Genomic DNA, 20469 nt, shown 5'->3' with positions numbered 1-20469 from the left:
CCTTACTGAGGATTTGCTTCATCATGACCAGCACCACACTGGGCGTCAAGGTGGACGACACCTTGCGTGATCGCCTGAAGGCCGCTGCGCGGAAACTCAGCTGCACTCCGCATTGGCTGCACAAGCAGGCGCTGCTGGCATATCTGGACAAAATCGAGCGCGGCCAACTGCCGGCAGAAATTTTGCATCTATCCTCTGACGAGCCGGACGCCGAGGACAACGACGCGGCGACGCATGCCATCACGCCGCCGTTCTTCGAGTTTGGCCAGGACGTGCAGCCGCAATCCGTCCTGCGTGCCGCGATCACGGCCGCGTATCGCCGCCCTGAACCCGAGTGCGTACCGTTGTTGCTCGGCCAGGCTCGCATGCCCCATCCCGAAAAAATCCACGCCATGGCCACGCGCCTGGTAAAAGCCCTGCGCGACAAGCGCGGCGGCGGTGGAGTCGAGGGCTTGATTCAAGAATTCTCGCTGTCCAGCCAGGAGGGCGTCGCGCTAATGTGTCTGGCCGAGGCCTTGCTGCGTATTCCTGATCGAGCGACGCGCGATGCGCTGATACGCGACAAGATCTCGCGCGGCGACTGGCGTTCGCATATGGGTGGTTCGCAGTCCTTGTTCGTCAACGCCGCCACCTGGGGTTTGATGCTGACTGGCAAACTGGTTGCGGTCAACAGCGAGCAGTCCTTGTCCAAGGCTTTGACGCGCTTGATTGGCAAGGGCGGCGAGCCTCTGGTGCGCAAAGGCGTCAACATGGCCATGCGCATGATGGGCGAACAATTCGTGTCGGGCCAGACGATTTCCGAGGCCCTGGCCAACAATCGCAAACAGGAATCCAAAGGCTTTCGGTATTCGTACGACATGCTGGGCGAGGCCGCTACGACCAGCGAAGACGCGGACCGTTACTATGCCTCGTATGAGCAGGCTATTCACGCCATTGGCAAGGCAGCCGCGGGCCGCGGCATTTACGAAGGCCCAGGCATCTCCATCAAACTCTCAGCATTACACCCCACGTATTCCCGCGCTCAGCGCGAGCGTGTCATGCGGGAGTTGCTGCCGCGCGTGCGCGCGCTGACGATATTGGCGCGCCAATACGACATCGGCCTGAACATCGATGCAGAGGAAGCCGATCGCCTGGAAATCTCCCTGGATCTGCTCGAAGCGCTCTGCATGACCCCGGAGCTCGAGGGTTGGAACGGCATCGGATTCGTCATCCAGGCATATCAGAAACGTGCGCCGTTCGTCATCGATTACGTTATCGATCTGGCACGCCGCAGCCGCCATCGCATCATGGTGCGTCTGGTCAAGGGCGCCTATTGGGACACCGAAATCAAACGCGCGCAGATCGACGGCCTGGAAGGCTATCCGGTCTATACCCGCAAGGTCTACACCGATGTGGCGTACCTGGCTTGTGCGCGCAAGCTCTTGGGCGCGCCAGAGGCTGTCTATCCTCAGTTTGCGACGCATAACGCGTACACCTTGGCCGCGGTGTATCAATTGGCCGGACAGAACTATTATCCCGGCCAATACGAATTCCAATGCCTGCATGGCATGGGCGAGCCTCTGTACGAAGAGGTCGTCGGCCCCGTGGCCAATGGCAAACTCAACCGGCCGTGCCGCATCTACGCGCCAGTGGGCACGCACGAAACCCTGCTGGCCTATCTGGTGCGGCGTTTGTTGGAAAATGGCGCGAACACGTCCTTCGTCAACTTGATCGGCGACGAAGACATCTCGATCGATACACTCGTTGCAGACCCGGTCGATGTCGCCATGCGTATTACGCCGCTGGGCGCGCCGCACGAGCAAATCCCGCTGCCGCGCGAACTCTATGGCCCGGCCGGCAGCGGCGCGCGGCTGAACTCGGCCGGCCTGGACCTGACCAATGAACATCGCCTGGGCTCGCTCGCGGCGGCGTTGCTGACCAGCGCGGCGACACCCTGGCAGGCCATGCCCATGTTGGGCGAATCTCATGGCGCCTGGGATACCGAGCGTGCGATCGAGGTGCGCAATCCCGCCGATCATCGCGACCGCGTCGGTTATGTGATCGAGGCTCAGCCTGCAGAAGTCGAGCAAGCCCTGCGCGTCGCAGAAAGCACGGCGCCGATCTGGCAAGCCACGCCCGTCAGCGAGCGTGCCCACTGCCTGCGCCGTGCTGCGCAACTGCTCGAAGAAGGCATGCAGCCCTTGTTGGGCCTGATCGTGCGCGAGGCGGGCAAATCGCTGCCCAATGCCATTGCCGAGGTACGCGAGGCCGTGGATTTTCTGCGCTATTACGCGGACCAGGCCGAACGCGAATTCAACAACGATACCCATCGTCCATTGGGCACTGTGCTGTGCATCAGCCCCTGGAATTTCCCGCTCGCCATCTTTACCGGCCAAGTCGCCGCCGCGCTGGTCGCAGGCAATAGCGTGATCGCCAAGCCCGCCGAACAGACCTGCCTGATCGCGGCGCAGGCCGTACAGATTCTGCGTGCGGCAGGTGTGCCGAGCGGCGCGGTGCAATTGTTGCCCGGCCGCGGCGAAACCGTCGGTGCGCAGCTCGTCGAAAGTCCTGCGATTGATGGCGTCATGTTCACCGGGTCCACCGATGTGGCGCGCCTGATTGCGCGTACGCTGGCGCGCCGCCTGGACGACCAGGGCCACACCATTCCACTGATTGCGGAAACAGGCGGGCAAAATGCCATGATTGTGGATTCGTCCGCCCTGGCCGAGCAGGTCGTGTTCGATGTCCTGAACTCGGCCTACGATTCCGCGGGCCAGCGTTGTTCCGCCTTGCGCGTGCTGTGCTTGCAAGAAGACAGCGCCGATCACATCCTGCACATGCTGCGTGGCGCGATGCGCGAATTGCATGTCGGCAATCCCGATCAATTGGCCGCCAACGTCGGCCCCGTCATCGATGCCGAGGCGCGCGACAACATCCTGCGCCATATCGAGGCCATGCGTGCCGCCGGCCATCGTATTGATCAGGTCGAGCTTAATGCCAACTGCCGTTATGGCACGTTTGTGCCGCCGACCCTGATCGAAATCGGCAGCATCGACGAACTCACGCGAGAAGTGTTCGGCCCGGTATTGCACGTGCTGCGTTACCGGCGCGATGCCTTGGATCAGGTGCTGGATCAGATCAATGCCACAGGCTACGGACTGACCTTTGGCGTGCACAGCCGCATCGATGAAACCATTGCACATGTCACCGGGCGCGTGCATGCCGGCAATATGTACGTCAATCGCAACATCGTCGGTGCGGTGGTGGGCGTGCAACCGTTTGGCGGCGAGGGGCTCTCGGGGACGGGGCCTAAGGCCGGCGGCCCGTTGTACTTGTATCGTCTGCTGGCCGTGCGCCCGGCAGGGCTGCCGCCCTGCGTGGACGGAACCTCCTTGCCTGCCGCGCAGATCTTGCCCGGTCCGACGGGCGAACAGAACACCTATCAGTTGCAGTCCCGCGGTACGGTGCTGTGTGTGGCCGCCACCGAGACAGGCGCGCAGGCCCAGTATGCGGCCACGCAGGCCTCGGGGAACAAGGCTCTGTTCCTGGATACGCCGGCCGCCCAGGCGTGGCGTGCTGCAGCAGGCGCAGGCGTGAACGTGACGCTGTTGACTGACGACAAAGTCGACGAGACTGCATTCCAAGGCGTATTGTTCGAAGGGGACGGCGACGACCTGCGTGCCTGGAACGAGCGGATTGCCGCGCGCAATGGCCCGATCTTGATTGTGCAGGGCTTGACCCCGGATGCGCTGGCCGCCGGCGCCGCCTATACGCTCGAGCAGCTCGTGGCCGAACGTTCCATCAGTGTCAATACGGCCGCGGCAGGGGGCAACGCCAGTCTGATGTCTATCGGTTAATCGCAGATCCGCCGTATGACGCTGCGCATCCGTGTCGGCGTCGGCGGCAATGGTCTGCAGCCGCACGGCCGATCGCCGTTTGGTTGTAGAGCAACGCGCGGGTTATCGCCAATAGCCGAAAGGTTGTACTCGATCAAAAATCCGGTGCAACTTTTTTCGGTGCAGATTCAGAAGAGTCAGGCCGCTGCGCCAAAAGCAGCAGTGTGCCTATGCAGTACCTAATTCACACAGGAGGGTATAGAGATGACATTCGCATTTTCCCGGCCAGTTCTGCTGGCAGCATTGGCCGCCGCCAGCCTCGTCGGCGTGGCGCATGCCGAAGACATCAAATTCGGTTTTGCGGCGCCGTTGACCGGGCCGCAATCGCACTACGGCGAAGACATGCAGAACGGGCTGACGCTGGCCCTGGAAGAGGCCAACAAAAAAGGCATCAAGGTCGACGGCGAGACCGCCAAATTCCAGTTGGTGTCGCGTGACGATCAAGCCGATCCGCGTACCGCTGTGCAGGTGGCGCAGCAACTGGTCGACGAAGACGTCGACGGTATTCTGGGCCATTTCAACTCGGGCACTACCATTCCGGCTTCGCGGGTCTACAACGAAGCAGGCTTGCCGCAGATCGCGATGGCGACCTCGCCGGAATACACGGCCCAAGGCTACGACACGACATTCCGCATGATGACCAGCGACACGCAGCAGGGCGCTGCCGTGGGCCAGTTCATCGTTGAAAAGCTCAAGGCGAAAAAAGTCGCCATCATCGACGATCGCACTGCTTACGGACAGGGTCTGGCCGACGAGGTCGAAAAAGCCGTCAAAAAAGCCGGCGGTGAAATCGTGCGCCGCGAATACACCACTGACAAGGCCAACGACTTCACCGCTATCCTGACCAACATCAAGGCTGCCGCGCCGGACGCGATTTTCTACGGCGGTCTGGACGCGCAGTCCGGTCCCATGAAGCGTCAATTGGCCAGCCTCGGTATCAAGGCGCCATTGGTGTCGGGCGAAATGACGCGCAGCGATACGTTCCTGAAGTTGGCTGGCGATGCCGCAGAGGGCACCTATGCCTCGCTGGCTGGCGTACCGCTGGACAAGATGGCGGCCGGCAAGGATTTCGCGCAACGCTACGAGGCCCGCTTCAAAAAGGCTCCTGGCGTTTATGCTCCCTATGCCTATGATGGCGCCTGGACCATGATCACCGCGATCGAACAGGCCGGCTCCGCAGACCCTGAGGATTATCTGCCCAAGCTGGCCAAAATCGAGCGCAAGGGTGCGACCAGCGAACACATCGCCTACGACGACAAAGGCGATCTGAAAGAAATCTCGGTCACCATTTACGAAGTCAAGAACGGTAAATGGGAAATGGTCGAGACCATGGTCAGCCAAGCCAACTAAGCCTGGCCTCGTCTGCGGGCGCCGCGCGCCCGCAGCGCCGCATCAGTGCCGCGCGGCATGACGTCCGCGCGGCGCGGCAACCTCTCTTTACGAGCACATCACAGGCTCAGTATTCCTATGGATATTTTCATTCAGCAGCTCATTAATGGCCTGACGCTGGGCAGCGTATATGCGCTTGTCGCGTTGGGCTATACGATGGTGTACGGCATCATCGGGCTCATCAATTTCGCGCACGGCGATGTGGTCATGATCGGGGCCATGGCGGCCACCATGATCGCTACCGCACTGGTCGGCGGTGATCCCACTGTCTCGGCTTTTGCCGTGCTGGGGGTAGGCTTATTGGTGTCGGTGCCCTTGTGCATGGCCGTGGGCTGGACTGCCGAGCGCGTAGCTTACCGGCCGTTGCGCCGCGCGCCGCGCCTGGCCGCATTGATCACGGCCATCGGCGTTTCGATCATCCTGCAAAACCTCGCCATGATGGTGTGGGGGCGCAACTATCTGAACTTTCCCCAAGTCCTGGAACCCCGTGTGTTCGAGCTGGCCGGCGCGCGTATGAGCTCGCTGCAGATGGCTATCGTGCTGATTGCCGCGTTGATCATGGGCGCGCTGCTCGCGGTCGTGCATAAAACGCGATTGGGTACTGCCATGCGCGCCACCGCGCAGAATCGTGAGGTAGCGGGCCTCATGGGCGTGAATATCAATACGGTGATCTCCGCGGCATTCTTGATTGGCTCGGCATTGGCCGCCATCGCCGGCATGATGGTCACGACCTATTATGGGGTGGCGCAATACACCATGGGTTTCATGCTGGGGCTTAAGGCTTTTACCGCCGCCGTATTAGGCGGGATCGGTAATCTGGTCGGCGCGATGGCGGGTGGCTTGTTGTTGGGCATCATCGAGTCCTTGGGGGCGGGTTATATCGGCGACATTACCGGAGGATTCCTCGGCAGCCATTACCAGGATGTGTTTGCCTTTGTCGTATTGGTGCTGGTGTTGATCTTCCGCCCGTCGGGTCTGCTCGGCGAACGCGTAGGAGACCGCGCATGAATACCACCATATCCTCTCGCGGCCTGTCGAGCCGCCATTTGCTGGGCATCGTGTTGATAGGCGTTGTCCTGGCCGTGTTGCCATTTGTGCTGGGCATGGCCGGACAAAGCTGGGTGCGTATCGTCAACTTTGCGTTGCTGTACGTCATGTTGTCTTTGGGCCTGAATATTGTCGTAGGCTTTGCCGGCCTGCTCGATCTAGGCTATATCGCGTTCTATGCGGTGGGCGCCTATACATGGGCACTCTTGGCCTCGCCGCATTTCGGTTTGCATCTGCCGTTCTGGGCCATTCTGCCCATCAGTCTGGGCCTGGCGTGCGTGTTTGGTGTGTTGCTCGGCGCGCCTACCTTGAAACTGCGCGGCGATTACCTCGCGATCGTGACCCTGGGTTTTGGCGAGATCATCCGCATCTTTCTGAACAACCTGAACGCACCAGTGAACATCACTAACGGGCCGCAGGGCATCAACCGCATTGATGGTTTCAAAGTCGGCGAATTCATGTTCAGCCGTTCAGAAACCATCATGGGCATGCGGTTCACCAGCCCCGAGAAATACTACTACCTGCTGTTGGGCATCACGTTGTTGATCGTCCTGGTGTGCATGCGCTTGCAGAATTCCCGCATCGGCCGCGCCTGGGAGGCTATCCGCGAAGACGAAATCGCCGCCAAGGCGATGGGCATCAACACCCGCAACGTCAAGCTCCTGGCATTCGCCATGGGCGCGTCGTTTGGCGGTGTAGCGGGGGCGCTGTTCGCCTCGATGCAGGGGTTTGTCAGCCCCGAGAGCTTCAGCCTCACCGAATCCATTTCCGTGTTGTGCATGGTCGTGCTCGGTGGCATGGGCAATATTCCGGGCGTAATTCTGGGTGCGATTCTGCTGGCCGCATTGCCCGAGTTCTTGCGTGCCGTTGTAGAGCCCTTGCAGCGTTTGATTTTTGGCGAGGTCGTACTCGACCCCGAGGGCATCCGTATGTTGTTGTTTGGTCTGGCCATGGTGTGCGTCATGCTGTTCCGTCCTGCAGGGTTATGGCCGTCTGCCGTGCGTAAACGCGAGTTGGCCGGCACGAACGGAGGCCAGGCATGAGTATCATTTTGCAAGCCGAAGGCCTAGGTAAGCGCTTTGGCGGTCTGCAGGCGCTATCGGGCGTCAGCTTCGATATCCAAGCCGGCGAAATCTACGGCCTGATCGGCCCGAATGGTGCGGGTAAAACGACGTTGTTCAATGTGTTGACGGGTCTGTATATCCCGGAAGAAGGCCGCTGCACGTTCAACGGTGAATCCCTCATCGGCCGCAAGCCGCACGAGGTCGCCGAAGTCGGTCTCGCGCGTACCTTTCAGAACATTCGTTTGTTCGCCAATCTGAGCGCGATCGAAAACGTGATGATCGGCCGTCACGTCCGCACGCGTGCAGGGGTGTTTGGCGCGGTGTTTCGCACTCGCGCTACGCGTGCAGAGGAATCTGCCATCGAACAGCGTGCGCACGAGTTGCTGGATTACGTCGGCATCGGCGCGCGTGCCAATGATGTGGCGCGTTCGTTGTCGTATGGCGACCAGCGGCGGCTGGAGATTGCCCGGGCGCTTGCCACCGAGCCCAAGCTGCTCGCGTTGGACGAGCCCGCTGCGGGTATGAATGCATCCGAAACTGTGGTCCTGCGTCAGCTGATCGAGAAAATCCGTAACGACGGGATCACCGTATTGTTGATTGAACACGATATGAAACTCGTCATGGGACTATGCGATCGCGTGCTGGTCCTGGAATACGGCAAGGTCCTGTCCATGGGCAAGCCGGCCCAGGTCCAGCGCGATCCCAAAGTCATCGAAGCCTATCTGGGTGCGGGCGCGGCCCAGGATGCCCAGGCGATTCCTGCGGAGCATCCCCAATCATGAGCGCAACCCGACCTTTATTGGATCTGCGCGGCCTGGAGGTTGCCTATGGCGGTATCCGTGCTGTGCGTGGCATCGACCTGCACGTCGATGCTGGCGAACTCGTTTGCCTGATCGGGGCGAACGGCGCTGGTAAGAGCACCACGCTGCGAGCCATATGCGGCCTGGTACCGTTGGCAGGTGGCGATGTGCACTACGATGGCCAGTCCGTCAATGGCTGCAAATCGTTTGAACTCGTACGTCGCGGCCTGGTGATGGTTCCCGAGGGGCGAGGCATTTTCGGCCAACTCACCATCGAAGAAAATCTGGCGATGGGTGCCTATACGCGACGCGATGTCGCGCAGGTACGGCAGGACACCGAGCGCGTGTTCACGCTATTTCCGCGTCTGGCTGAACGCCGCAAACAGGCGGCCGGCACGCTGTCGGGAGGTGAACAGCAGATGGTCGCCATGGGTCGTGCCATGATCGCGCGTCCGAAATTGCTGCTGCTCGACGAGCCTTCGATGGGCCTCGCGCCCTTGATGGTGGAAAAGGTCTTCGAAGTCGTACGCACCATCGCCAATGAGGGTGTGACCATTTTGCTCATCGAGCAGAACGCCAAGCTTGCGTTGGAACATAGCCATCGTGGTTATGTGATGGAGTCCGGTGAACTGACTCTATCGGGGCCTTCCGATCAGTTGTTGACTGATCCGAAAGTTCGGGCGGCGTATCTGGGTGAGGTGTAAGTCGGTTGCTGTTGGAGGGGCGAGTGCTATTGGACGTCGAGGCGGGGCAGTGACCGTGTTGGCGCTTCACGGAGTCGGTCGGCCGCCTGCGCGGCCGACTGCCGCATCGCTCGTCTCGTCCGGCCCCTTCGGGCCTACCTACGACCTCCGCTCGCGCGACTCCGAGGCGCGCCAACACGGTCACTGCCCCGCCTCGACTCGCAGAATCTCGGATCCCCTCGTAGCTGGCACGACTGGTCTTCGTAGGCTTCGTAGCACTGGCGTTTGCAAGGAGGAAGATCTTGCAGGGCCGCTATTCATGGCCGCCTACGGGCGCGGCCATGAATAGCGTTCGGGATCTGCATGCGAAGGTTGTGGCATCAGCGGCAAACGGAAAATCTCTCGAGCTACGATTTCGTCATACCTAGAGATGAACTACGCATCATCGTCGCATGCATCAACGCTAGCCAAGCAGATCTTCCAACTTGGCAACACGCCACCCCGCCGCATGCCCGGACCGATCGCTATTCGCGCGTGTGCAGGGCACGCGCGAATAGCAGCCCTGCAAGATCTTCCTCTTTGCCAACACGGCCACAGAAAAACGCCAAGCACGAAAATCGTGCCAGCGATGTGATGAGCTTGAATTACTGCGAGTCGAGCCGAGGCAATCGGGCCGTGCGGGCGCCTCAAAGCCGAGTGGAGCGGAGGCTGAAGGGAGGCCCGTAGGGGCCGGACGAAGCGAGCGAACACGATGTCCGGCGCCCGCGCGCCGGACCGGCTTTGTGAAGCCCGCACGGCCCGATTGCCTCGGCTCGACGTCCAATAAACACACCAGCCTCACTCATTCCCCTGACGGAATCCACAGCTAGCCACACCTACGCCGTCGCAGCCTCACGATCAATCGCCGCCACGACCCCAGTCTTGATCAAATCGTCAATCTCCGACTCGCTATAGCCAAATTCCCCCAGAATAGCGACAGTATCTTCACCCAACTGCGGAGCAGGCCGATGATACTGCGCCGGTGTAGCCGACAACTTGACCGGCATCCCCACAGTACGCACTGTGCCCGCGACAGAGTGCTCCTGTTCCACCACCATGCCCCGCGCCAGTGTCTGCGGATGCGACAGCGCCTGTGCGATCGAATGCACGGGCCCGGCCGGTACGCCAGCTTCATCGAAAATATCCAGCCATTCCTGTGCACTGCGGGTTTTCAAGATAGCGGACATGCATTCAACGAGCTCATCGCGATTGTTCATCCGATCCCGGTTGCGTGCAAAGCGCGGATCCTCTGCCCATTCAGGTTTGCCCAACGCTGCTGCAATACGCTGCCAGTTCTTTTCGTTGGCCCCGCCGATGATGATCCAGTCCGTCCCTGTCGGAAATGCCTGGTACGGTGCGCTCAATACGTGCGCCGATCCGGTAGGCCCAGGCGATACGCCGCTGCCAAAATAAATCGCGGCATGCCAATACAACTGCTGCAGACTGGCCTCCAGCAGCGAGGTCTCGACAATCTGGCCTTCGCCCGTGCGCTGTTTGTGCTGATACGCAGCCAATACGCCGAATGCCGCCAGCAAGCCCGCATTGATATCGGCCACCGAATTCCCCGTGCGCAACGGCGGCCCGCCAGGTTCACCGGTAATGGCCATCAGGCCCGAGAAACCCTGCGCGACCAGATCAAAGCCACCCTTGTCCGCATAAGGACCAGACAGGCCGTAACCCGATACTGCGCAGTAAATCAGACCCGGATTTTCCTTGCGCAACGTCTCGTACCCCAGGCCCAGTTTCTCCATCGTGCCCTTGCGAAAGTTCTCCGTGACCACATCGGCGTCGCGGATCATGCGCAGCAGGACTTTCTTGCCCTCGGGATGCTTTAAATCCAGCGCGATGGCGCGCTTGTTCCGGTTCAACATCAAATACGGCGCCGAGATCCCATTGATCTGCGGGTCGCGATACTGCCGCGAATCGTCGCCGCCGTTGATTTTTTCGACCTTGATCACGTCGGCGCCCAAGTCGGCCAACATCATGCCGCAGGTGGGGCCCGCCATGATCTGCGACAACTCGATCACGCGCATGCCTGCTAGCGCGCCTTTCGCAGCGCCACTAGCAGAGGGGGGATTGGATGCGTGCTTTTCCATAGTGTTTCCTGAAACGAGGCTCAGCGTCCGTTGAATTGGGGTTTTTCTTTTGCCAAAAACGCGCGATAGCCGGTGCGGAAGTCTTCCGTATCAAAACAATCGAAGGCCTCGTCGCGATCAGCGTCGGTCAATGGCGTGCCCGCCATCAGATTGCGGACGAATTTCTTGTGCCAACGCGCTACCAGCGGCGCGCCTTCGGCAACGCGGCGTGCGGTCGCCTGGGCCTCGGCAGCGACCTGATCGTCCGCGGCTACGCGCGTGACTACGCCCAGCCTCAGGGCCTCGCTGGCGTCGAAAATCGTGCCTTCCAGCAGTACCTGCAGCGCCACGGTAGGTCCCACCAGACGTACCAGGGGCGACAGCTCCGAGTACGACATCACCAAGCCGAGATTCTTGATCGGCACGCCAAAACGCGAACTCTCGCCGCAGATGCGGATGTCGGCCAGGCTGGCGATTTCCAGGCCGCCGCCTACGCAGATCCCATGAATCTGCGCCACGATCGGATGGCGGCAGTTGGCCAGTGATTCAATCGTGCGGCGCATGACCGCACCGTACGCGACGGCTTGTTTTTTATTGCTGCGCGAGGTTTCGAATTCGCTGATGTCGTTGCCGGGCGAAAAGGATTTTTCCCCGGCGCCGCGCAATACGATGCAGCGTACGCTGTCATCATCGTTCAGTTCCAGAAAGGTATCGCCCAGCAATCTCCAGCCATCGATGGTGAAGGCATTGAGCTTTTCCGGACGATTCAGGACGACGGTCACGATGCCGCCATCGCGTTGCACCTGGACCAGCGATTCGCCGGCAGCGTTGGTGGTGGAAGTTGTGTTCATTGATTCTCCGATCGGCCTCGATATTGATGCCGGGTGGGAAAAGGGCGCAGCCGCCAGGCTGCAGGATCAGTCAAAAATGTTGCGTATGGCGTCTCAGACGCGCAGCCGTCCGGTGAGCCGGCAGGTCTACTGCTTGCTCAACCCCAGGCTGCTGGTGATTTTTCCGTATTTGCTCCATTCGTCCTTGATATAGCTGGCGAACTCGACCGGCGTCTCGGGGCCGCCGCCCAGCTCCATGCCTTGGTCGGCCAGTTTCGCCTGGATTTCAGGATCGGCCAGCGTCTGTGCCACGGCTTGGTCTAGCTTGTCCAGAATCGGTTTGGGTAGTTTGGCAGGCGCCAGCAAGGCATACCATTGGATGATGTCCATTCCCTTGATGCCGGCCTCGGCCAGGGTAGGGACCTCAGGCAAACGCTTGCTGCGCTGCGCGCTGGTGACAGCCAGCGGGCGCAATTTGCCGGCCTGGACCTGGCCGATCGCGCCTGGCAGCGTATCGAAATTCATGTCCACGTTGCCGCCCAGCAGGTCCGTCATCGCCTGGCCGCTGCCTTTGTACGGCACGTGTTCCATCTCGACGCCGGCAATCTGCGAGAACCGGGCGGCGCTCAGGTGCTGCGGGCTGCCCTGGCCGGATGAGGCGTATAGCAATTGCTTTGGACGAGCCTTGGCATCGTCGATCAGATTTTGCACTGTCTTGTAGTCGTGCTTGGTGGGATTGATCACCAATACGTTCGGCACCGACCCGATATAGCGCACAGCGGTGAAATCCCTGATCGGGTCGATGTCCGACTGGACCACATAGGGCGCGGACACCGTCGACTGCATATTGGCCAGCATCAGGGTATAGCCGTCGGGATCGGCCTTGGCCACGTAATCGGACGCGATCAAGCCCGAGGCGCCGGGTTTGTTTTCCACGACGATCTGCTGGCCTAAAACGCTGGACAGTTTCGCCGACAGAATGCGCGCTGATACATCGGTGCCGCCGCCGGGTACAAAACCGACAACCAGGCGGATCGGCCGTTCAGGCCATTTGGACGCGTCCTGGGCTAGAGCAGGGGAGCCGGCGGAAATCAGAGTGGTGATCGCCAAGGCGCTGGCCCAGGCACGAACGGGGGTATGCATAGGGGTGTGTCTCCTCAGTAAGTGAGCCTGTCCGGGCATTGCTTGCTCTATGATTGGTACAGGCTTGGTATGCCTTCGGTGTTTGGTATACCAGATACAACAATAGACGATTTAGGACGTACGAACAACCCATGGCTAACGCTGAAGCTTCGGTTTCCGACCAATCTCCCCTGGATTTGGCCATTCACCATCCCACTTTGCCGGCCGTCGTGGCTGAACGGCTGCGCCAATTGATCATCGATGGCACGCTCAAACCGGGCACCTGGCTCAACGAGCGGGATCTGTGCGACCGCCTGAAAATTTCGCGCACGCCGTTGCGCGAGGCCTATCGGATGCTGGCCTCTGACGGGTTGTTGACGCTGCAGCCTAAACGCGGCGCCATGGTGATAGAGCTGTCTGCCGAAGACATCGAGAACATCTTCGACGTCTTGGCGGTACTGGAAGGCTTGGCCGCCCGCAGTGCGGCCGAGCGCGCCACGGACGAAGAGCTCGCGCACATCGCGCAGTTGCACGAGCAGACCCGCGATTACTACAACAACCGCGACATCCGTGCCTATTACGCCACCAGCATGGGTACGCACATCGCGATCAACCGCGCGGCGCACAACCCGGCGCTGACGCACGCCTACGACCGATTCAATCTGCAAGTCCAGGCACTGCGCTATCGCTCAAATTTCGATCTGGACGAATGGACCAAGGCGATGAACGACCATGAGGCGTTTGTAGGCGCCTTGCTGCGGCGCGACGGGGAAGAGGCGGAATCCCTGATCCGCGGTCATTTAAAGGGACGCAAGGCTTATCAGATGCGGACGGTGCGCACGGCGCCGGCCGCTGCGTCGTGAGTTCTGAAATCGCGCGTGCCCGCGCCCGATAAAGGCGGGATAACGTCGTCGCCGATGGCGTACGCGATCGGCCTTGTCGTTTCTACTCGTTCGAATTCGGTTCGTCTCATTTCTGGACTCTAATCGGCGCATTTCCGCGGTTTCCGAAAGGTCGTGGCTCAATAACTCGCGTCATCTAACTGAGTGGGAGCGAGCGAATGATCACGATCTGCAAACTCAACGGGAACTCGGATGTCCGTGGCTGGGTGGTGTCCTCGGCAATGCGTAAGCGCGGGCGAAAGCCATCCGCAAGGGGCAAGTCGTTTGTCTTGCTGACGTGGTTGTTCCTGCCCTGCGCCGTTCAGTCTGCGGCGGGGCCGCATGTCGGCAACGATAGCCGCCTGTCTCAAGCCGTTCCTTTCTCTGAGTTCCGCAGTGAAAAGCAGTCCTGGCCTGAACGGGTTATCTGGCAACGGCCCAAGGTGTTTTTCGGCTCTCAAACCGTGATTGTCCGTGACGGTATGAATACACGGGACGATCATCCCTTCGAGGACGTGCATATTGTCGGTGATCACCTGGGCAAATTGATCATCAGAGGGGGAAGCATCTCCAAGCCGTTGGTCATGCATGACAACGATTTCAAGGGAGAAATAATCCTCGATGCGGGCACGCTGCAGGTGGACGATAGCCGTATCGCTGCAAAACTGATCAGAGTGAAAAATGATACGTGGTTAGTAGGAAGCGGCTTGGCCCTGCCCCTCGATGGGCCTCGACGGCAGCATGATCAACACGTTCTGATAGAGCGTGGTGGATCGCTGCAAGTAGGCTCGTTAGAGGCAAAGAAAAAAGATCAAATCAAAAGCTTTGTAATCAAAGGCAATCTGACTGTCCATGGGGACGTTTGGATTCACAATTTGGAAAGCGGGGCTGGCAGTACGCTGTATGTGGAGGGGGACTACCATGGCGAAAAAGGAAGTGTCGTGCATATGGCAATCGATGAGCGCTCTCGTCTGGTGGAGGTGGTTGCTCCGTCGCACAGCATGGCCCACGACAAATTGGTGATCATGGGAAATAGCAGCGGCGAATCCAAAGTCAGAATCATCAATTTGGGTCGTGGCGCCGATATCGATTACGCTCGCGGCCTTATCAAGTTGATTACCGTACGGGGGAATTCGGAGGCGGAGTTCACCCTGGCGGGGCGCGCCGTGGCGGGTTCCTATGAGTACCGTCTGGTACGACGAGATGATCGCGACCCAGCTTCGAGCTCGTTGAAGGACTGGTATTTGGTGAGTGATGCATCACCAACATCGGGGAATAAGCAGCAATCAGAAGAACCCGCGGGAGATTCATCGAGTCCAGAGGGCGGCACGTCTACCGAGCCGGTCTCCGAAGGACAGTCCGAGAGCGAACAGAACGCTGCGGCCAACGCTGGTCGTTCCTCAGACTCAAAGCTCAACACTGCACAGGGGAAAGCCCTCAGCATGCGGGCGCCCCTAGTGCCACGTATCAAAATCATCCGCCCCGAAGCGGGCTCCTACAACAGCAATGCCTTGGCAGCCAACACCATGTTTCGGATGAATCTGAACGACCGGCTGAGCAGCTACTATCAGGGCGAGGGCCATGGCCATCATGGCAGCGTATGGGTGCGGTACAACGGCTCCCGCAATCACCTCAATGAGGCTTCGGGGCAATTACGTATCCGGGGCAACAAAAACATGGCGATGCTGGGCATCGATATGCTGGCGAGCTCAACCAACCTGCTCGATCAGATCACCATTGGCGTCATGGGCGGATACGGACACTACGGTGGGCGCACGACATCGCGTGTGTCGGGTTATTCGAGTCACGGCAAAGTGGATGGTCACAGCGTGGGGATCTATGGCACCTATCAGCAAAATGCCGACACCCAGAGCGGGATATACCTGGACACCTGGGTGCTATGGAACCGGTTCAACAACAAGGTCAAAGGTGATGACCTGCCGCTCGAAAAGTACACCTCGAAAGGCGTCACGGCCTCGGCAGAACTCGGCTACAACGCCAAGATCGCCGAGCGCAATAACGTAAAGTACGTGTTGCAGCCCCACGCGCAGATCATTTATCAGAACGTACGCTCGGCTAATCTGCAGGAGGCTAACGGTACGCGCGTCGACTTCCTGAATCGAGGCCGTACGCAGACGGTCGTCGGTTTACGGGCGGCCGCACACATCCCCAGCGGCCTGACCTCGACCATCACTCCGCACCTCGAGCTCAACTGGCTGCGTTCCAGCAAAAACTACGGGGTGCGTATGAACGGGGTGGGCGCCGAGATGGACGGCGGCCGCAACGCGGGCCAATTGAAATTGGGCGTGGAGGGCGATATCAACCAGCGTGTCTCGCTCGATGTTGCCTTGTTCCGCAATCAAGGCAACTCGGGATATTACGAGACCGGTGGAAATCTGGCGTTGAAATATCGCTTTTAAGCCAAGCTCAGGTTGCTGCCAACGGATTCGGCTCGGGCGCTCTGCCCGAGCGCCGAATCATCAGCGCCAGGATGGCCGCGATGATGCCGGTCGCTCCCGCCAACACAAACGCCACCAAATAGCTGCCTTGCGTGTCGCGGATATAGCCCGCCATCCATGCCGCCGACGCAGCGCCGACCTGATGGCCCGCGACGATCCAGCCGAACACGATCGGCGCATCGCGCTCACCGAACGCCTCGGTCGTCAGGCGCAATGTGGGCGGAACGGTCGCTATCCAGTCCAGACCAAAAAATATCGCAAAAATCGACAGACTATAGAACGAGAAATCGGAATAGGGCAGGTACATCAGCGCCAACCCGCGTAGCCCATAGTAAACAAACAGCAGCTTGCGCGGGTCATAGCGATCCGTCAGCCATCCAGAGGCCGTCGTGCCGATCAGATCAAAAATCCCCATGACGGCCAATAGTCCTGCCGCACGCACTTCGGGAATGCCATGATCACCGCACAGAGCAATCAAATGCGTACCCACCAGACCATTCGTCGTGAAACCACAGACGAAAAACGTCGCAAACAAATACCAGAATGCGCGTGTGCGAATCGCACGATTCAGCGCACCGAATGTCGCGGTCAGCAAGCCTGTGCGCGGCGCCGGTGCCACCAGCGGCGTATCGGGCGCAGAGCCATAGGGTGTCAGGCCCACGCTGGCCGGCCGGTCACGCACCAGCCACCAAGCCAGCGGTACCAATGCCGCGGTCGCCGCAGTCACTGCCCACACCGCACGCCGCCAGTCGCCGGACGAGGCTAGTGCGGCCAAACCGGGCAAAAACAGCAACGTCCCAGTCGCCGTACTGGCGGTCAGCAAACCCATCATCAGGCCACGGCGTGACGAGAACCAGCGGTTGACCACCGTCGCGCCCAACACCACCGCCACCGCGCCCGAGCCAATACCGGAAAACACACCCCAGGTCAGCAGCAGATGCCAGGGTTCGGTCATGAAGCTGCTCAGCCCGGTGGATACCGCCATCAAGCTCAATGCAGCGATCAACACGCGGCGTACGCCAAACCGTTCCATCGCTGCCGCAGCGAAGGGGCCCACCAAACCGTACAGAAAAATCCCCACGGCGGCCGACAATGACGTGGTGGCGCGAGACCACCCAAAGTTTTCCTCCAATGGGACGAGCAACACGCTCGGCGTAGAGCGCAGGCCTGCCGAGGCTAATAGGGATAGAAAGATGACGGCAACCACGACAAAGGCGTAGCGTTGCCCATAGTGCCGAAAGGGGCGAGGGAGCTGGGATATACTCATGTTACTGACCAGTACGTATCGGGAACTCGTATGCTACGTACCGGTCAGTAACATCGTCAAGTAAAAAATATTGATCCGATGTCAGGAGTATTGCCATGACCCGTAAAACTGCGTCCTCTGCTGCGGCTGAGTTGTCCCCCCAATCGGCGTCGCCCAAGCTGGCGTCCGAGCGTATTCGCGAGACCGCGCGCCGCATGTTCTATGAGGACGGCATTCGCGCGGTGGGCGTAGACGCCTTGGTGGCCGAGGCGGGTGTGACCAAGCCCAGTCTGTATCGCAGCTTTTCGTCGAAAGACGAGTTAGCGGCGTCGTATTTACGCGACTACGAAGGGGAGTTCTGGGCCAAGTTCAATGAGGGAGCGGCCCTGTACCCCGATGATCCGCGCGCTGCATTGATGGTGTATTTCGAACGCCTGGCTCAACGGTCGGCAGGTAGGCGGGCACAGCCGGAATCAGATCGCGTTGTTGCGGACGAGGCTTTCATGCCCCCGGCCACCACGCGCTATCGGGGTTGCGGTTTGACCAATGCCGTCGTCGAGTATCCCGAACCCGATCATCCCGCTCATCAAGTTGCCGTGACGCACAAGGCGGCGCTGCGCGCGCGCATGGTCGAACTCGCGACGGCGATGGGAGCCGCCGAGCCGGCAATCCTGGCTGATGGCCTGGTGCTGCTGCTGGAGGGGGCGTTTGTGTCCGGCCAGATATTCGGCGAGGGCGGGCCGGCGCGCTATCTGCCCGAAGTCGCCAGCCGCCTGATAGACGCCAGCATGGCGCCTCCAGAGCCGGCGGCGCCGCTCAAACGCTGAGCAGCCAACCGGTTCAACGGCACATCACCGCGCATGGGCCAACACTGGCTGAAACCGCGTTGCGTCACGGCCATCGCATAAAGGCGTGAGGTCGGTGTTCTTCTGCGACAAATATCGCAGACAGCAGACACGTAAAAACGACGCAAAGCTCATGGGCATGTCCCCATGACGAGCGAGCAGTTCATCGTGCAATTTGATCGCGAACTGACTCGTCGTCAGGTCTTCGCGTTCGGCGATTTCCTGCAAGACGTTCCAGAACAGATTTTCCAATCGGACTGTCGTCACCACGCCATGAATGCGCAACGAGCGCGTGCGGGATTCGTAAAGAATCGGATCCGTATTTACATAGATCTGGCACACGATTGTCCTCCTACCTTGATGAATGGCGCAGCCCGGTCGAGCGCCGGGCTTGTCGCAATGATGTTACGCCGATTTCGTATTCGCTGGTGCGGGTACAGTATCGGCGTCGGTGACGAGAGCAGACGCAATGTGGCGTGCTCTCTGTTTCAAGGCCTCAAGCGTTCAAATGGATCCTTGCTTCATCTGTGCGGCAATGTAGTCCGCCTGGCGAATGGCCAATGACACGATCGTCAGCGTAGGATTCTCGGCCGCACCAGTCGTGAATTGGCTGCCATCCGAAATGAACAGGTTACGGATATCGTGAGATTGGCCATGCTTGTTGACGACGCCGTCTTCGGGCTTGTCGCTCATCCTCGCCGTGCCCAGATTGTGCGTGGAAGGATAGGGCGGTACACGATAGGTGTCTTTCGCACCCGCGGCTTTGTACAGGGCCTCCGATTGCTTGAAGCCATGTTCGCGCATGGCCACATCGTTTGGATGGTCGTCGAAATGCACGTTTGCGGTTGGCAGGCCGTATTGGTCCTTTAACTCGGTATTCAGCGTGACGCGGTTGGAGGATTGGGGCATGTCTTCGCCCACGATCCATAGCCCTGCCGTGTGCGCATACTGATCCATGGCATCCGCGAACTTCGGACCCCATGCGCCCGGATCCAGGAATGCCGCGTAGAACGACAGGCCCAGAGATATCGTCTCCATGTGATAGCCGCCTGCGAATCCTCGCGAGGTATCGTGGCGCGCCTCGTCTTCGACGATGCCTGCCATCACCGTGCCCTTGTACATATCGACCTTATTCGCAAACGTGGCGTAGACCGAGCCCGTCGTATGGCGCATGTAGTTGCGGCCCACCTGATCCGAGCTGTTTGCCAACCCATTGGCGAACTTCGCCGAGTGTGAGTTCATCAGCAGGCGAGGTGTTTCGATCGAATTCCCCGCCACGGCAACGGCGCGGGCTTTCTGTCGTTGCAGCGCGCCTTTGGCGTCGTAGTACAGCACGGCATTCACCTTGCCCGTCTCATCATGCTCGATACGCGCCACGTGTGCCTCGGTACGCAACTCCGCATGCCCGGTTTCAATTGCGCGCGGCAGCTCCGTATACAACGTCGACCACTTCGCACCGAATCGACAGCCCTGAAAACAGAATCCCCGCTGATAACAGTGCGCCCGATCGTCATTGGTCACGCTGTTGATGGCCATATGGCCTGTATTGACGTGCTTGTAGCCGATCTTGGTAGCGCCTTCGTGGAATATTTTGAAGTTGTTGTTGCCCGGCAGTCCGGGCAAGCCGTTGGTACGTGTCACACCGAGTTTTTTCTCGGCTCGTGCATAGTAGGGATCGAGATCCTCGCGCGAGATCGGCCAGTCGAGCAACGTTGCGCCGTCGACTTTTCCGTATGTCGTCAGCGCCTTGAATTCGTACGGTTGAATGCGCAGGCTCGCCCCGGCCCAGTGCACCGATGTTCCTCCGACGGTTTTACAGATCCATGCGGGCAAGTTGGGAAAATCTTTCGCGATACGCCATGAACCCGATGCGGTACGCGGGTCGAGCCACGCCAGTTGCTGAAACGACGCCCATTCGTCAGCCAGAAAATCCGCTTGGGTATGCAGTTTTCCGGCTTCGAGGATGACGACGTCCACGCCTTTCTGCGCGAGTTCATTGGCCAATGTGCCGCCCCCTGCGCCTGAGCCGATCACTACGATGACATGATCGTCGTCGAGAGAAAATTTTTTGCCCGGCTGTTCTTGGGTATTTGTGTTTGCCATGTCTGGTCTCC

The 20469-nt window shown here is 59.9% G+C and carries 15 protein-coding genes; 9 read left to right on the top strand and 6 right to left on the bottom strand.

The genetic code is table 11. From position 1 onward, the window contains the following. Nucleotides 1-23 precede the first annotated feature (23 nt). From putA to CAL20_RS13900, 6 genes are all read left to right on the top strand, one after another. Nucleotides 24-3836: a trifunctional transcriptional regulator/proline dehydrogenase/L-glutamate gamma-semialdehyde dehydrogenase gene (putA, locus tag CAL20_RS13925; protein WP_094838151.1), complete on the top strand. Its 3813-nt coding sequence runs from the start codon at nt 24-26 to the stop codon at nt 3834-3836. Nucleotides 3837-4079: 243 nt separating this feature from the next. Continuing rightward, entirely contained in the window at nt 4080-5225 is a 1146-nt protein-coding gene (locus CAL20_RS13920; protein ID WP_094821727.1) for a branched-chain amino acid ABC transporter substrate-binding protein, read from the top strand. Between the two features lie 57 nt (nt 5226-5282). Continuing rightward, nucleotides 5283-6272, top strand: coding sequence for a branched-chain amino acid ABC transporter permease (locus CAL20_RS13915; protein ID WP_373558296.1), 990 nt, complete (start codon nt 5283-5285; stop codon nt 6270-6272). Further along, complete coding sequence (locus CAL20_RS13910) at nt 6269-7354, top strand: ABC transporter permease subunit (RefSeq protein WP_094821725.1); 1086 nt, start codon at nt 6269-6271, stop codon at nt 7352-7354. Before CAL20_RS13915 ends, CAL20_RS13910 begins: the two co-directional genes overlap by 4 nt. Beyond that, a complete protein-coding gene (locus CAL20_RS13905) occupies nt 7351-8157 on the top strand; it encodes an ABC transporter ATP-binding protein (RefSeq protein WP_094821724.1) in 807 nt (268 codons plus the stop codon). The genes CAL20_RS13910 and CAL20_RS13905 overlap by 4 nt, the downstream gene beginning before the upstream one ends. Next, a complete protein-coding gene (locus tag CAL20_RS13900) occupies nt 8154-8879 on the top strand; it encodes an ABC transporter ATP-binding protein (RefSeq protein ID WP_094821723.1) in 726 nt (241 codons plus the stop codon). The genes CAL20_RS13905 and CAL20_RS13900 overlap by 4 nt, the downstream gene beginning before the upstream one ends. An 854-nt stretch (nt 8880-9733) precedes the next feature. Here the strand turns inward: CAL20_RS13900 and CAL20_RS13895 are convergent. The 3 genes from CAL20_RS13895 to CAL20_RS13885 form a co-directional block, all read right to left on the bottom strand. Then, a complete protein-coding gene (locus CAL20_RS13895) occupies nt 9734-10993 on the bottom strand; it encodes a CaiB/BaiF CoA transferase family protein (protein ID WP_094838150.1) in 1260 nt (419 codons plus the stop codon). A 20-nt stretch (nt 10994-11013) separates the two neighbouring features. Then, a complete protein-coding gene (locus CAL20_RS13890) occupies nt 11014-11823 on the bottom strand; it encodes an enoyl-CoA hydratase/isomerase family protein (protein ID WP_094838149.1) in 810 nt (269 codons plus the stop codon). 126 nt (nt 11824-11949) lie between these two features. Continuing rightward, on the bottom strand, nt 11950-12945 hold the full coding sequence (locus CAL20_RS13885; RefSeq protein WP_094821720.1) for a Bug family tripartite tricarboxylate transporter substrate binding protein: 996 nt from the start codon (nt 12943-12945) through the stop codon (nt 11950-11952). A 131-nt stretch (nt 12946-13076) separates the two neighbouring features. Here CAL20_RS13885 and CAL20_RS13880 point away from each other — a divergent pair, with 131 nt between their 5' ends. Then, nucleotides 13077-13787, top strand: a complete 711-nt coding sequence (locus CAL20_RS13880; protein ID WP_094838148.1) for a GntR family transcriptional regulator — start codon at nt 13077-13079, stop codon at nt 13785-13787. 197 nt (nt 13788-13984) lie between these two features. After that, on the top strand, nt 13985-16225 hold the full coding sequence (locus CAL20_RS13875) for an autotransporter family protein (RefSeq protein ID WP_094838147.1): 2241 nt from the start codon (nt 13985-13987) through the stop codon (nt 16223-16225). A gap of 7 nt (nt 16226-16232) precedes the next feature. Here the strand turns inward: CAL20_RS13875 and CAL20_RS13870 are convergent, their stop codons facing one another. Continuing rightward, complete coding sequence (locus tag CAL20_RS13870; RefSeq protein ID WP_094821717.1) at nt 16233-17531, bottom strand: MFS transporter; 1299 nt, start codon at nt 17529-17531, stop codon at nt 16233-16235. Between the two features lie 95 nt (nt 17532-17626). On the opposite strand from CAL20_RS13870, the gene CAL20_RS13865 reads away from it, so the two are divergent. After that, the gene (locus CAL20_RS13865; protein ID WP_094838146.1) at nt 17627-18337 is read left to right on the top strand and encodes a TetR family transcriptional regulator; all 711 of its coding nucleotides are present in this window, start codon (nt 17627-17629) and stop codon (nt 18335-18337) included. A gap of 24 nt (nt 18338-18361) precedes the next feature. On the opposite strand, the gene CAL20_RS13860 is transcribed toward CAL20_RS13865, so the two are convergent. Next, on the bottom strand, nt 18362-18697 hold the full coding sequence (locus tag CAL20_RS13860; protein ID WP_094821715.1) for a ribbon-helix-helix domain-containing protein: 336 nt from the start codon (nt 18695-18697) through the stop codon (nt 18362-18364). Between the two features lie 162 nt (nt 18698-18859). Next, complete coding sequence (locus tag CAL20_RS13855) at nt 18860-20458, bottom strand: GMC family oxidoreductase (protein WP_094838145.1); 1599 nt, start codon at nt 20456-20458, stop codon at nt 18860-18862. Nucleotides 20459-20469 lie beyond the last annotated feature (11 nt).

The organism is Bordetella genomosp. 4, assembly GCF_002261185.1.
GTDB lineage: Bacteria > Pseudomonadota > Gammaproteobacteria > Burkholderiales > Burkholderiaceae_B > Bordetella_A.
This window is presented reverse-complemented; position numbering and strand designations above follow the sequence as displayed.

What these genes read in the sequence shown, in the direction of transcription:
- putA (WP_094838151.1), top strand. Translation starts at nt 24, where the DNA reads ATGACCAGCACCACACTGGGCGTCAAGGTGGACGACACCTTGCGTGAT.
- CAL20_RS13920 (WP_094821727.1), top strand. Translation starts at nt 4,080, where the DNA reads ATGACATTCGCATTTTCCCGGCCAGTTCTGCTGGCAGCATTGGCCGCC.
- CAL20_RS13915 (WP_373558296.1), top strand. Translation starts at nt 5,283, where the DNA reads ATGACGTCCGCGCGGCGCGGCAACCTCTCTTTACGAGCACATCACAGG.
- CAL20_RS13910 (WP_094821725.1), top strand. Translation starts at nt 6,269, where the DNA reads ATGAATACCACCATATCCTCTCGCGGCCTGTCGAGCCGCCATTTGCTG.
- CAL20_RS13905 (WP_094821724.1), top strand. Translation starts at nt 7,351, where the DNA reads ATGAGTATCATTTTGCAAGCCGAAGGCCTAGGTAAGCGCTTTGGCGGT.
- CAL20_RS13900 (WP_094821723.1), top strand. Translation starts at nt 8,154, where the DNA reads ATGAGCGCAACCCGACCTTTATTGGATCTGCGCGGCCTGGAGGTTGCC.
- CAL20_RS13895 (WP_094838150.1), bottom strand. Translation starts at nt 10,993, where the DNA reads ATGGAAAAGCACGCATCCAATCCCCCCTCTGCTAGTGGCGCTGCGAAA.
- CAL20_RS13890 (WP_094838149.1), bottom strand. Translation starts at nt 11,823, where the DNA reads ATGAACACAACTTCCACCACCAACGCTGCCGGCGAATCGCTGGTCCAG.
- CAL20_RS13885 (WP_094821720.1), bottom strand. Translation starts at nt 12,945, where the DNA reads ATGCATACCCCCGTTCGTGCCTGGGCCAGCGCCTTGGCGATCACCACT.
- CAL20_RS13880 (WP_094838148.1), top strand. Translation starts at nt 13,077, where the DNA reads ATGGCTAACGCTGAAGCTTCGGTTTCCGACCAATCTCCCCTGGATTTG.
- CAL20_RS13875 (WP_094838147.1), top strand. Translation starts at nt 13,985, where the DNA reads ATGATCACGATCTGCAAACTCAACGGGAACTCGGATGTCCGTGGCTGG.
- CAL20_RS13870 (WP_094821717.1), bottom strand. Translation starts at nt 17,531, where the DNA reads ATGAGTATATCCCAGCTCCCTCGCCCCTTTCGGCACTATGGGCAACGC.
- CAL20_RS13865 (WP_094838146.1), top strand. Translation starts at nt 17,627, where the DNA reads ATGACCCGTAAAACTGCGTCCTCTGCTGCGGCTGAGTTGTCCCCCCAA.
- CAL20_RS13855 (WP_094838145.1), bottom strand. Translation starts at nt 20,458, where the DNA reads ATGGCAAACACAAATACCCAAGAACAGCCGGGCAAAAAATTTTCTCTC.